At 33.0% G+C, this 13,588-nt stretch carries 14 protein-coding genes; 9 read left to right on the top strand and 5 right to left on the bottom strand.

Going from position 1 to position 13,588, the window contains the following annotated elements; genetic code table 11:
- The first annotated feature begins 97 nt into the window (after positions 1-97).
- From H2O64_RS16270 to H2O64_RS16235, 8 genes are all read left to right on the top strand, one after another.
- The gene (locus H2O64_RS16270; protein ID WP_187563274.1) at positions 98-379 is read left to right on the top strand and encodes a hypothetical protein; all 282 of its coding nucleotides are present in this window, start codon (positions 98-100) and stop codon (positions 377-379) included.
- 160 nt (positions 380-539) lie between these two features.
- On the top strand, positions 540-1,385 hold the full coding sequence (locus H2O64_RS16265; RefSeq protein ID WP_187563273.1) for a carboxypeptidase-like regulatory domain-containing protein: 846 nt from the start codon (positions 540-542) through the stop codon (positions 1,383-1,385).
- 11 nt (positions 1,386-1,396) lie between these two features.
- The gene (locus H2O64_RS16260; RefSeq protein ID WP_187563272.1) at positions 1,397-2,290 is read left to right on the top strand and encodes a carboxypeptidase-like regulatory domain-containing protein; all 894 of its coding nucleotides are present in this window, start codon (positions 1,397-1,399) and stop codon (positions 2,288-2,290) included.
- Between the two features lie 9 nt (positions 2,291-2,299).
- Positions 2,300-3,169, top strand: coding sequence for a carboxypeptidase-like regulatory domain-containing protein (locus H2O64_RS16255; RefSeq protein ID WP_187563271.1), 870 nt, complete (start codon positions 2,300-2,302; stop codon positions 3,167-3,169).
- Between the two features lie 531 nt (positions 3,170-3,700).
- The gene (locus tag H2O64_RS16250) at positions 3,701-5,260 is read left to right on the top strand and encodes a hypothetical protein (RefSeq protein ID WP_187563270.1); all 1,560 of its coding nucleotides are present in this window, start codon (positions 3,701-3,703) and stop codon (positions 5,258-5,260) included.
- Between the two features lie 2 nt (positions 5,261-5,262).
- On the top strand, positions 5,263-5,799 hold the full coding sequence (locus tag H2O64_RS16245) for a hypothetical protein (protein WP_187563269.1): 537 nt from the start codon (positions 5,263-5,265) through the stop codon (positions 5,797-5,799).
- Between the two features lie 253 nt (positions 5,800-6,052).
- Entirely contained in the window at positions 6,053-6,457 is a 405-nt protein-coding gene (locus H2O64_RS16240; RefSeq protein WP_235982900.1) for a hypothetical protein, read from the top strand.
- A gap of 131 nt (positions 6,458-6,588) precedes the next feature.
- Positions 6,589-6,966, top strand: a complete 378-nt coding sequence (locus tag H2O64_RS16235) for a hypothetical protein (RefSeq protein WP_215907182.1) — start codon at positions 6,589-6,591, stop codon at positions 6,964-6,966.
- 237 nt (positions 6,967-7,203) lie between these two features.
- Here the strand turns inward: H2O64_RS16235 and glyA are convergent, their stop codons facing one another.
- Entirely contained in the window at positions 7,204-8,478 is a 1,275-nt protein-coding gene (glyA, locus tag H2O64_RS16230) for a serine hydroxymethyltransferase (protein ID WP_187563268.1), read from the bottom strand.
- A gap of 122 nt (positions 8,479-8,600) precedes the next feature.
- On the opposite strand from glyA, the gene fahA reads away from it, so the two are divergent.
- Complete coding sequence (fahA, locus tag H2O64_RS16225) at positions 8,601-9,890, top strand: fumarylacetoacetase (protein ID WP_187563267.1); 1,290 nt, start codon at positions 8,601-8,603, stop codon at positions 9,888-9,890.
- A gap of 52 nt (positions 9,891-9,942) precedes the next feature.
- On the opposite strand, the gene H2O64_RS16220 is transcribed toward fahA, so the two are convergent.
- The 4 genes from H2O64_RS16220 to H2O64_RS16205 all read right to left on the bottom strand — a co-directional run bounded on the left by H2O64_RS16220 (position 9,943) and on the right by H2O64_RS16205 (position 13,487).
- Positions 9,943-10,122, bottom strand: a complete 180-nt coding sequence (locus tag H2O64_RS16220; protein ID WP_187563266.1) for a class I lanthipeptide — start codon at positions 10,120-10,122, stop codon at positions 9,943-9,945.
- A gap of 189 nt (positions 10,123-10,311) precedes the next feature.
- Positions 10,312-11,439, bottom strand: a complete 1,128-nt coding sequence (locus H2O64_RS24310) for a helix-turn-helix domain-containing protein (RefSeq protein WP_187563265.1) — start codon at positions 11,437-11,439, stop codon at positions 10,312-10,314.
- A gap of 219 nt (positions 11,440-11,658) precedes the next feature.
- Positions 11,659-12,957 carry a polysaccharide lyase family 7 protein gene (locus tag H2O64_RS16210; protein WP_187563264.1) on the bottom strand — a complete coding sequence of 433 codons (1,299 nt, stop codon included), beginning with the start codon at positions 12,955-12,957 and terminating at the stop codon, positions 11,659-11,661.
- Positions 12,958-13,331: 374 nt separating this feature from the next.
- On the bottom strand, positions 13,332-13,487 hold the full coding sequence (locus H2O64_RS16205; protein WP_187563263.1) for a hypothetical protein: 156 nt from the start codon (positions 13,485-13,487) through the stop codon (positions 13,332-13,334).
- Positions 13,488-13,588 lie beyond the last annotated feature (101 nt).

Raw genomic sequence — 13,588 nt, 5'->3', positions numbered from 1 at the left:
TTCTAATTTTGGAGTGTATCAAATTATAAACTTGGCACCAAGTGAAATATTTGATATGAAAACTAACATATTATTAATCATTTAAAACCTTAAAATTATGTCAACTTATTGCGGAACGGTCACTTCGAGTGGTCAAATTACGAGCAACAACAATTTTTCATGTCAGTACGATTCCAATCAAAAGAAATTTACGATTTCTTATAATAATAATGTAACAAACCCATCTGTGGTTGTATCTCCTACATTACAAGCACTTGGATTAACGTACATGTTGTATTCGTATTCAGGAGGATTTACCATGCAAGTATTTCAAAATGTAAGCGGAACAGAAACGCCTGTTGCAAGTGGCTTTAACTTTATCGTAAGCGAAATCGTTTAGACTTATTTGTGAATTTTATCAAACTCCTTTATTTCTGTATTGAAGTAAAGGAGTTTTTTGTGCTTTAGTATGTTTACTCATTAAAAACACCTGTTTACTCATTGCTAGTTTCTTCAAGATGAATTTTGCCTTTTATTTGATACTACTTAAAGCTAAAACCATGAAATATCAAGAAATAAAAGTAAGCATTCCCGAACCGTGTCATGAAGATTGGAACCAAATGACAACAACAGAAAAAGGTAAATTTTGTGGTGTTTGCACGAAAGAAGTGATCGATTTCACAGCTGAGAGTGATGAGACTATTGTAAAGCACTTTCAAAAAAACATGAATGTTTGCGGACGTTTTCATACTTCACAATTGGATCGCAAATTAATTGTAGATCGAAAAAAACGAAATTATTGGTTGTCGTATGCAGCTTCGTTATTGTTGCCGATGACTTTATTTTCGCAAGAAGCAAAAAAAGTAGCTTCAAAAACTCCCAAAACAGAACAAACCGATAATAAAGATTTTAAATCTTTGAATATTGGTTCTTTGCACCAACGAGGAAAAATTGCAACCGTGATTCAAAATGATTCTATTGTTGTAACTGGAACCGTTACAGATGATACTGGATTACCATTACCTGGCGCAACTATTCAAATAAAAGGAACGGAAACAAAAGCATTCTCCGATTTTGATGGAAACTTCAATACGAAAGTAAAACGCAACGATGTATTAATGATAAGTTATACAGGTTACGAAACTTTTGAAATAAAAGCAGTTACAACGGAGACTCCCTATAAAATTGAACTAAAACCTGGTGATTCATTAGAATTAGTCGCTATAACTGGATATAGTGTATATAGAAACTTATCTGGTGTTGCAGGTTTGGCAGTTCCAGTAAATGCAAATGATGTTAAAGTAGATAAAAAGAAAGCTAGAAAAGAAAAACGCGAAAGAAGACGTGCAGAACGTGAAAAAAGAAGAGCTGAAAGGAAAGCAAAAAAAGACAATTCTAAAAAGTAAAAACCATTCTTATGAAAGATCCTGAACTAAAAGTAAGCATCCCAAAACCGTGTCATGAAAATTGGAACAACATGACTCCAACAGAAAAAGGTAAGTTTTGTGGTGTTTGTACAAAAGAAGTTGTTGATTTTGCAGCTGATAGCGATGAAGAAATTATAACATACTTTTCAAATCATAGAAATATTTGCGGACGTTTTCATGTTTCTCAATTAGATAGAAAACTGATTGCTGATCGAAAAAAAAGAAATCATTGGTTGTCGTATGCAGCTTCTTTTCTATTACCGATGGCTTTATTCTCTCAAGAAAAACCACAAAAAACTGGAAAAGTTTCCAAAATTGAGACAATTGATATTTCAAACTTTAAATCATTACATATAAGTTCACTTCAAAGAAAAGGAACAACAAACACTACACTTCAAAATGAAAGATTTACCGTAACCGTAATTGTGACAGACGATGCAGGACTTCCATTACCTGGCGCAACTGTATTGATAAAAGGCACTGGCATAGGAAAAACAACTGATTTTGATGGAAAATACCAACTCGATGTAAAAGCAGGAGACATTTTAGTGATTAGTTATGTTGGGTTTGCAAGTAAAGAAATCAAAATAAACGAAAATAGACGTGAATACAATGCATTGCTTGAGTATGATGATACAATAGGAATGATGGTTGGAATGGTTTGTTTTTCGGAACCTGAAGGAGCAGATGAATACGGATATGTAAGTAAGTATGATACAACTTCTTATCCAAAACCAATGACCGAAGAAGAAATCAAAGAACGTGATGAGCGTACTAAAAAATATTTTACACTTCAAAAGAAAAAGTGGAGAGAAAAACGAGAAAGAAAACGTGCCGAAAGAGCGAGACGCAAAGCTGAAAAGAAAGACGATTCTAAAAAGTAAAACATGCGCATGAAATATCCTGAAATAAAAGTAAGCATTCCAGAACCGTGTCATGAAGATTGGAACAACATGACTCCAACAGAAAAAGGAAAATTCTGTGGTGTTTGCACAAAAGAAGTGATTGATTTTTCAGCCAAAAGCGATGAAGAAATTGTAAAATATGCGGTTGCAAATACAAATCTTTGCGGACGATTTCATGCTTCTCAATTGGATCGTAAATTAATTGTGGACCGAAAAAAACGAAATCACTGGCTTTCGTATGCGGCTTCACTCCTATTTCCAATGGCTTTATTTTCGCAAGAAGTTAAAAAAGGAAATCAAAATATTCCAAAAACGGAACAAACCAATACTTCAACTTTTACATCTTTAAATATTAGTTCATTACAAAGACAAGGGAAAACAGTAAATCAAATTTCAACTGTGAATGGAACCGTTACAGATGATAGTGGCTTACCACTTCAGGGCGCATCGATAGTCATAAAAGGCACAGATATAGGGAAAACGACCGATTTTGATGGTAACTTTAGTATCAAAGCAAATCTCGGACAGATCCTAGTTATCAGTTATGAAGGTTTTGAAAGTAAAGAAATTAAAGTTCATGTTAATAAATATACTTATAATATCATACTTCTCAGTGATGGAAGCTTAAGTGAGGTCATTGTACTTGGCGGTGCTGTTGGTGTAGCTGTAAGCTGTTATTCCGAAGATTATTACAAAAAACCAATGTCCAAAGAGGAAATCAAAGAAAAAGAGGAACGCACAAAGAATTATTTCGAGTTTCAAAAGAAAAAATGGAGAGAAAAGCGCGAAAGAAAGCGTGCCGAAAGAGCGAAACGCAAAGCTAAAAAAGCCCAGAAACAGAACCTTGAGAATAATTAAATACTAAGAAACTCCTTCTACGAATAAAAGGAGTTTCAATATAATCAAGTCCTGCAATGATTTCCATTGCTAGGCGAAGTTTACTTTTAATATACAAAAGATCACTTCAGTGGTTTACTTAAATGTTAGGCTGTTTTTCATGGCATTATTCCACTTTATTATGTACCTAAGACTTGATAATTCATTGTTGTGTTTACATCAAAATTTATACCATGATGCACATGATATATTATAAAGTTTCAATTCTTCAAGGATGTTACCCAAGAAAAATAAAAATCTTTAAAAAAATTTTATTCTTACATGCATATTAGCACTTTTAATTGATTCACAACTGTTAATTAAGCTATCATTAACGTTTAGATAATTCAAAAAATTGTGCGCATTTTTAGCTTTTAGTACGTTCTTTATCGTGAATTGAGTCACTAAATCATGAAAAATTAAACCGCTAAAACAATAATAAGAACTTCAAAAAGTTATATTTTTACACCTACATGTATCTGAAAACGATATGTGTCTATTTAAACTATCACAATGAAGAAATTTTTATATGCTTTTTTAATTTTTGCAATTGCAATACTTTGGAGTTCATGTCGTAAAGATTTTGTTACGGTTCCTAGCTCCGGACAACTCCAATTTTCAAAAGATACCGTATATCTTGATACTATTTTTACCAACATTGGTTCAAGCACGTACAACTTAAAAGTGTATAACCGAACTGATGACGATATTCGCATTCCTACGATTCAATTGGGCGAAGGCGAAAGTTCTAAATATCGTTTAAATGTAGATGGAATTGCTGGAAAAATATTTCAAGACATTGAATTATTAGCAAACGATAGTATGTTTGTTTTTGTAGAAAGCACGATTGACATCAACGATTTTACAGGTGGTGATCAATTTTTATATACAGACGCAATTGAATTTGACACCGGAGGCAACGAACAAAAAGTAGAATTGGTCACGTTAGTACAAGATGCCGTTTTCTTATTTCCACAACAATTTAATGATGGTACTATTGAAACATTACTCCTTGGCGTAGATGACGAAGGCAATGAATCACGTGTAGAAGGTTTCTTTTTGGAAGATACAGAACTCAATTGGACAAACGAAAAACCGTATGTTGTATACGGATACGCAGCTGTTGGTCAAAATAAAGTTTTAAATATAGAAGCTGGCGCAAGAGTGCATTTTCATGCAGATTCTGGCTTAATTGTCGGTAACTTAGGTTCATTGCAAGTCAATGGCGTATTGAGTACAACGGAAGTACTTGAAGGTGAAGTTATCTTTGAAGGCGATCGTTTAGAACCTGGTTTTGCGGATGTTCCAGGACAATGGGGAACAATTTGGTTGACAGATGGAAGTACAAATAACAACATCAATTACGCAACCATTAAAAATGCTTCTGTGGGAATCTTAACAGAAAATAGTGATGGCACCGCAAATCCAACTTTAACACTAAACAATTCAAAAATATACAACAGTTCATCTGTCGGGTTACTAGCGCGTACAGGACATATAGAAGCCAACAATACCGTTATTGGAAGTGCTGGACAAGCGTCATTATATCTTAACTTAGGCGGACGATACACGTTTAGACATTGTACATTTGCCAACTATTGGACGAATAGTTTTAGAGTATTTCCAACCGTTTTATTGGATAACTTTTTAGATATTGGAAATGGAACAGTTTTCACTGCAGACTTGGTACAAGCTAATTTTTCAAACTGTATTATTGATGGAACAAACGGTATTGAATTATTTCTAGATAAAAATAATGGAGCCGAATTAAATTACAACTTTACAAACTGCTTGATCAAGTTTAATGATTTCAATAATAGATTTAATAATAATGATTTATATAATTTCTCGAACGATTTAATTTTTGATGAAACAACAAAAATATTAAATTCAGATGTGTTTGACTTTAAAGACACAGCGAAAAATGAATTCATAATTGGTGCAGATTCTGGCGCAAATGGAATTGGAAATACACCTGCAATGCCATTCATAATTCAGTCAGATATTTTAGGTGTTCCACGAACAAATCCTTCAGATGTTGGTGCGTACAATCATATTACGTTTGATGATTAATCATGAAAAAATATACTAAAATAGTATTGATTTTAACTTTTGTTTTGTGTTATGCTTGTAACCAAGAACAAAAGCAAATTGACGCTAGTTACACTAAAATTGCGGAATTGAGATCTGACAATCTCAATTTTGATACTTCACTCTTTGATGCACCAAAAAAATCCGATCTTAATAAAATAGTTGGCAACTATTATGTCGATAATTTTTATACCTATTTAAAAAGTGGATTTACACTTAAGCTCAAAAAACCAAAAGACAAGTATGTACAATATACTTTTGAATTTAAAGAAAATGGAGAAATCATTTTTAAAGATTTAACAAAATCCTATGGTTGTGGAAATGGAGTGCTGTCAATTAAAAAAGGGACATGGAAAGCCAAAGAAAATGATCTGTACGAATTAACTTTTGATGGAAGCCGTGCTTTTCAATCTAAGTTTCATACTGAATCTGAATATCGTTTAGTGGAATTAAAAAATGGCGATAAAAAATTGAAATTGACTAAAGTTATTCTGAATCAGCAAAAACTTGCTTGGCAATAAAAAATGTTTCACAACAACAGAACTAGCTATTTAATGTGAGTTCGACATAATAGAATCACTTAATCTCGGTACAAAATTCTTCCAGAATTTCACTCGATTTGACGTAATTCTAGCTCAAAAAACGTATTCAGAACTCCCATTATTTATTACAAATTAGTTGATCCTAAAAACATACCTCATGAATATCCAATTCAAAGAAGAACAATAATTCACACAATGGTGGCTTTGGGTACTTCTCATCGGAATTGGAATATTGCCTATTTACGGAATCTACAAACAATTATTTCTTGGCGAACAATTTGGAGACAAACCAATGTCTAATGTTGGATTGATTATTCTTGCAGTACTTATTTTTGTAGTACTTGCGATGTTTTACGTAATACGATTGAAAACTGAAATTGACAACTATGAAATCCGAATGCACTTCTTCCCTTTTGTCAAAAAACGCATTCATTGGACAGCTATAAAAAGTGCCGAAGTATTAGATTATGGTTTTGTTGGCGGTTGGGGAATTCGACTTTGGACAAAATACGGAACAGTCTACAACACAAAAGGAACAAAAGGACTCGCTATTGAATTACTGAACGGAAAAAAGTTTCTAATTGGAACTCAGAAAGAAACAGAACTGAGTGAATTCATGAAAAAAATTAAACGGTAAAACGTCTATAAAAGACAACAGTATACCGAAAAGAATCATAAAAGAAATACACTGTTTGATCATGCAATTTTTATGCGTATATTGTAAGTACACAATAAAACAAAGAATAGTTTAACACAAAAAAACTGAATATGATTGTACTTATTTATAAAATTGCGAATATCCTAGCTGGTATTTTACTTGGTATCACAGCTTTAGATCGACTTGATGGCGAAAGTGATTTTTTTAACAACATTGCTAAAAAATTAATGCCATTTACCACAACCATCGGTGGTGCTTCCTTAGGATTAGGAATTTACTTTTTATTAGGCTTTCATCATATATTATACAATGCATTAGCAATCGCTGCTGGATTATTATTATTAACGCATGTATTAAGTCAAATTCCAACTATTGGTGATTCGTTGGTAAAAGTTTCTAAAAAATTAATGCCTTTCAAAGTAATTGTTGGAGTTGCATTGCTAATAATGACTGTACTACGATTCTTAGGAATTCACATTCTTGGATAAGAATTAAATATACTTGTTAAGAGAAAACAAGCGGAATAAAAAATAGCAATCGCGTTATCTTAGAGATAATACGATTGCTGTTTTTTTGTAGTAAACTTTTTTTAGTGTCCGATAAAACCTTTCACATTATTTTGTCAAGAATAAAAATAGGAAATTAAAAGCTTTGCTTTTCAGTTAAATACTATTTAGTCTTTATTCTATAATCTAATAGCGTAGCGGTCTTTTATCTTTTAGACATTAAACTTTAAATAAAGGTCTATCAGACATCATTACATTTACTTTAAACGCAATGTTATCTAATTTTTCATCATTTTCATAATTCATCAACGCTTCATCAATATATTCTACGATAAGCTCCATGTCGCCTTCTAGTAAACCTCTTGTAGTTACTGCTGCAGTTCCAACACGAATTCCAGAAGTTACAAACGGGCTTTTATCGTCAAAAGGTACCATGTTTTTATTTACCGTAATATCCGCTTTTCCAAGTGCATTTTCAGCATCTTTTCCAGTGATATTTTTATTTCTAAGATCAATCAACATCATGTGATTGTCCGTTCCTCCAGAAATAATATTGTATCCTTTTGCCATAAATGCGGCTGCCATTGCTTTGGCGTTTTTCTGTACTTGTAAGATGTAATGCATAAACTCATCCGTCAACGCTTCACCAAAAGCAATTGCTTTTCCGGCAATTACATGTTCTAATGGTCCACCTTGATTTCCTGGAAAAACGGCGCTGTCTAATAATGAAGACATCTTTTTTAATTTTCCGTTCTTTAACTTTAATCCAAATGGATTGTCAAAGTTTTTTCCCATCATAATCAATCCTCCACGCGGTCCACGTAAAGTTTTGTGTGTTGTTGTGGTCACAATATGACAATGTGGAATTGGATCGTTTAAAACACCTTTTGCAATCAATCCTGCTGGATGTGAAATATCTGCCAATAATAGTGCATTTACACTATCTGCAATCTCGCGAAAGCGTTCAAAATCGATATCTCTTGAATATGCAGAAGCACCTGCAATGATCATTTTTGGTTGTTCTTTGGTTGCGATTTCTTGAATTTTATCATAATTCAACACACCCGTTTCTTCTTCTACACCATAAAAAACAGGATCGTATAATTTTCCTGAAAAGTTTACAGGAGATCCGTGTGTTAAATGTCCACCATGTGACAAATCGAATCCTAAGATTTTATCGCCTGGTTTTAAACATGCTGCAAAAACAGCGGTATTTGCCTGACTTCCACTGTGGGGTTGTACATTAGCCCATACTGCACCAAACAAAGCTTTTGCTCTATCAATTGCAATAGTTTCTACTTCGTCTACCACTTCACAGCCGCCATAATAGCGTTTTCCGGGATATCCTTCAGCATATTTATTGGTTAATACAGAACCTACAGCTTCCATAACTTGTTCGCTTGTAAAATTCTCAGAAGCAATCAACTCTAATCCTTCTTTTTGTCGTTCTTTTTCGGCTTGAATTAATTCAAAAATTTGTTCGTCGCGTTGCATTATTTTGAGTCTATGTTAATAATATCCAAAAATATGATATAGATTTCAAAACTCATATAGAAAACTCATATATTTGAATAGAAATAACATTTTTTATTAAATCATAAATATTCAACACAACTATGCCAGATACTACCAATAATCCCAACAGAAAAACGTGGCTTACTGTAGCTGCAAATAGTGATTTCCCTATACAAAATATTCCCTTTGGTGTTTTCCTTACTAGAGATGATGTAATTACCATTGGAACACGAATTGGTGACTTTGCCATTGATTTAGGCGCATTGCATCAATTAGGTTATTTTGATGGAATTCCTTTAACAGATGATATTTTTCTTCAAGATAGCTTAAATGATTTCATTTCAGATGGAAAGAAAACATGGCGATTGGTTCGTAACCGTATTGGAGATATTTTTGATGAAAATAATGCAAGCTTACGTGATCAGGCTGAACATAGAAAAACGATCATTTTTACTTTAGACGAAATAGAAATGCAATTGCCAGTTCAGATTGGTGATTATACAGACTTTTACTCAAGCATAGAACATGCAACCAATGTTGGTACGATGTTTAGAGGCGTAGAAAACGCATTGATGCCAAACTGGCTTCATGTACCTGTAGGATATCACGGAAGAAGTTCTTCGATCATTCCATCAGGAATTCCAATTCACCGTCCACAAGGACAAACATTGCCTGCTGGCGCTGAAAATCCAGTATTTGGACCTTCAAAACGGGTCGATTTTGAATTAGAAATGGCGTTTATTACCACAGATGCAAATCATTTAGGAGAACCAATTCCTATTGAAGAAGCAGAAGATTATATTTTTGGTGTCGTTTTATTTAATGATTGGAGCGCACGCGATATTCAAAAGTGGGAATATGTACCATTAGGACCATTTTTAGGAAAAAGTTTTGCTTCCTCAATCTCTCCTTGGATTGTAACGATGGATGCGTTGGAACCTTTCCGAGTAGAAAGTCCTAAGCCATTAAAACCACAATTAGAATATTTACAATATACTGGAAAGAAAAGTTACGACGTCAACTTAGAAGTCGCTATTCAACCAGAAAACAGCACAGAAACTGTTGTTGCACGTTCTAACTTTAAATATATGTACTGGAACATGGCGCAACAATTAACACACCACACCGTAAATGGTTGTCCTGTAAATTCGGGTGACATGATGGGAAGTGGAACGTTATCAGGTAAAACACCTGATTCGTACGGCTCGATGTTAGAATTGTCTTGGGCAGGAAAAAATCCTGTGAAATTAAATGATGGTTCTGAACGTACGTTTATCAACGATGGTGATACGGTAATCATGCGTGGACATTGTAAGAATGATAATGTACGGATTGGTTTCGGAGAAGTTTCTTCAAAATTATTGCCTGTTTTTCAACCGAAGAAGAAATAAGAAATTCAAAAGGCTATTGTTACTTACAATAGCCTTTTTTTATTGCAACTTATTAGTATGCACACTGTGCACTCATTGTACAATTTAATGGGTTAATTGTTGCACACCATTCACGCATGGCTGAAGTCGTAGCTGTTGATCCTCCTAGAACGACTTGCATTTTCTTATTGCTCAATTCAGCCACAACTGATTTTTTAAATACTAAGCTATTTGATATACTCTTTTTTTTCATAATAATTAAAGATTAAAATAATTTTCCTACTCTATCAGCTTTTCGGATTCCGCTTTGTAGAATGTTTTTGGCCACAAACAAATTCTTTATCAAAGAAAATTAAAAGCGTAAGAAAACACATGTGAGCCGACAAGGATTGACAATTTTTGTACAACCCCGATCATTATTGACTAACGTTTCAGGAAAAAATTAAAACTGCTCGAACGATTTTTTTTGATACGATGTAGGCGACATACCAGTTTTCTTTTTAAAAGCTGTGTAAAATGAAGAACGGTTATTGAATCCCGTTGCATCAATAATTTCGTTAATGTTCATTGTATTGGAAGTATCTAACATTAAAGTAATCGCTTCTTTGATTCGATAATTACTAACAAATTCAAAGAAATTCGATTGAAAGTATTCATTAATAATTTGTGAAGTATGATGTTTAGAAAGATTCAACAAATCTGCGAGTTTATCAAGCGTCAATGTATGATCTAAGTATACTTTTTCTATTTCCATTAAATCTTCCAATTGCTGTTTCATTTCAAGCGCAAAGGATGTTAACATACCATTTTTTTGATATTTTATATATGGAATGATTTTCTTACCAGAAAAAATATCAGGTTGCATAAAGCTAAAGTATGAAACAATTCCAATAATAACGACAATACAATAACCGATGATATAATCTCCCGCAAGGGACATTAATTGAAAAGATTCTAACAAATAATACAACGAAAATATAAGTAGATATGCTGTGTAACTTCCTAACAAGTACATTATCCAAAGTCTTATCTGTGCAGAGGAAGTTTCTTTTTTGTAGGTATGGTATTGTTTGTATATCAATCCCACATAGAAACACATGAGTAACATGACGATAATAATTATATAATCCTTGTATATTTTGCAAGGTGTAATATCTTCGGAAGCCATTATTTTTATTGCTTTTTGAAGCTTTTCTGTGGCCGATAAAATAAAAAAGTCTCCATATTTTATAAAAATCAACAATAATGGAATTGCATGCAAACTGTCTCTTAGTAACATTTTCTTTTGATACAATACGCGACGAATGTACAAGTACAATAATGGTCCGTATAAAACCCAAGGAATAAGGTTTGTATACAATAAATGTGGATGATATAATCCTTTATTCGTAGCCCAATAAGCACAATTATAAAGCAAATTATAGGAAAATAAAAACAAGAATATTCCAAAAAGTTTATTGGCAACTTTATCGCCTTTTTGTTTTAGAAAAAATAAAATTCCTAAAGTGAATGCTTGAAAAGAGAAAGCAAAAAATAGCAGAATCCATATGTCTATATGAAGTGTGGTCACAATCAGTTAGTAAATGAATAATTTTTATCACAAAACAGGTAACTTTAGTAAGTTAGTTAAAAAGTAATTAAGTATTAAATTCTATATCGATATTTATATGAATCGATAAATTAAAAAACTCCCAAAATGACCTTTGGGAGTTTTTCGTTTTTGCTAATTCGGGAAATAGTTAGATTCTGAACTAAATTCAGAATTTCGCTTTTCAAATTCTTGAAAAGCTTAATGTGTAATACTTAAATTTTTGATTCTTACAACTCCGTTTGAACCTGTATAACTTGCGCCTTGTACAGACTGTAAATAGTTTCCAACTTTAAAATAATTTCCAGAAGTGTTTGTACCAATTGCCTGCGAAAAGATTTCATTTGATCCATCAAAAAGTTTTACAACTCCATTGTTATAAGAAATTTTAAACGTGTAGCTCGTGTTTAACTGGTAACCATTATCAATGATTAAGCTGCTTCCTTGCACATCTTCAGTGATGTAACCGCTAATTTTCATTCGCACGCCGCCAGAGCTCTGATTTTCATCTCCTAAAAATTGTACTCTAATCACATCATCAACGGTATTGCTTGGTCCATGAATTTGCGCAAAACATAAAACGCCTCCATCATTATCAGCATCTTGTGGCAATCTATCCACTCTAACCGTAAATGTCATGGTATTGTTCCCAGAGCCACCATTCCAACTAGCAAGATTTCCATTGCTCATTTCTCTGAGTTCTACTCTTGGGTTTCCAGAGTTTGAAGAACCTCCTAACCCTCTATAGCATTTAAAAAATGTCCATTCTCCATCCGTATAAAAGTAATTTGGATCGTTGTACGTTCCAAAAGTTTCTCCCGTAGAAGCCAACACATCGTCTCTGTACGTTGCTCCTGACCCTGGACTTCCAGTAAATCCGTTTAGTTTCCAATTGTTTGAAGTAAGTCCTAAATTATCTCCGGGTGAATCGCCACCACCAATAGTTCCGCCAGTTCCATAAATTTCTGTTTCTGTAATACTATTCCACGAACTTGAAGAGTTTCCAAAGCAAGAAATTCGCACGTAACGTACATTCACAGTATTGAAACTATAGGTTTCCAATCCGTTTGTATTTCCGCTACTTCCAGAAGATTTTTTATCTACAATGGTTTGTAAATTGGAAGTTGATGTACCTACTCTAATTTTAAAATACGCTTTCCGTTGATTGCCTTTATAGAAAGCCAATTTTACAGACGAGACCGATTTTACAGAACCTAAATCATATGTGATATATTTTCCGTTATAGCCATTTGACGACCAACGTGTTCCTAAGTTTCCGTCTAGTGTATTTTGTGGAACATTGCCATCATCGCCATTTGCGGAGACGCTTGCAGGTGTAATTTCAGCATTTTTTTGTAAAATTGGTTGCTTTCCATTTTCAATAGCTTCTTCATCTATTTCTGAATCCAGTTCTGTAGAACACGAATAGCATAGTACTAAGCAGACTAGCATCAAAAGTTTCATTGGTTTGTAGGTTAGATTTGATAAAAATTGTTTCATGGTTTTTGGTTTGTGATTAATAATTTACTTGGTAAACCAATCTGGTAAACCAAATTGGTTTACCAATTATACGATAATAAAAGCGCACAAAAGAATGGAAAACCGTAAAAAAAAGATGGTTATTATGAAGATGAAATCGTAAGAATAATTATATTTTTTAATCAAATATTGCCCACTTACAAGTTGTAAAACGGAGAAAAAATTATAGAAACCTAGAAAATATATGTGCTGAAACATATATTATAAAAAAATGCCACTAAATTTTAGCAGCATTTTTAAGTTTAAAAGAGTGGGATATATATAGTACGTAATGTTCAAATTTCAAAAAATATCAAGAATGCTTTTTGAAATAATTGAACCTCATTTTATTACTATTAATAACAAAATGCACTATTTGTACAATTTAAGGGATTCAATGAACCTCTAGATGAGTGCGGATACGTTCCACCTCCTTTCACAGCTTTCGTATTTAAGGTTGCTATTTGCGCTTTCTTTAAGCTTAACGATTGTAATGATTTTTGTTTTTTCATAATAGTATGATTAAATATTAAACAATTTATACAAGAGTGTGCATGCTTACACCTTGTATAAATTGTTCAAATGAAATAAAAAAAAACACAACTAACGTTCA

The organism is Kordia aestuariivivens (assembly GCF_014397005.1).
GTDB lineage: Bacteria > Bacteroidota > Bacteroidia > Flavobacteriales > Flavobacteriaceae > Kordia > Kordia aestuariivivens.
The sequence above is the reverse complement of the archived record's forward strand: the minus strand, read 5'-3'. Positions and strand labels throughout refer to the sequence as shown.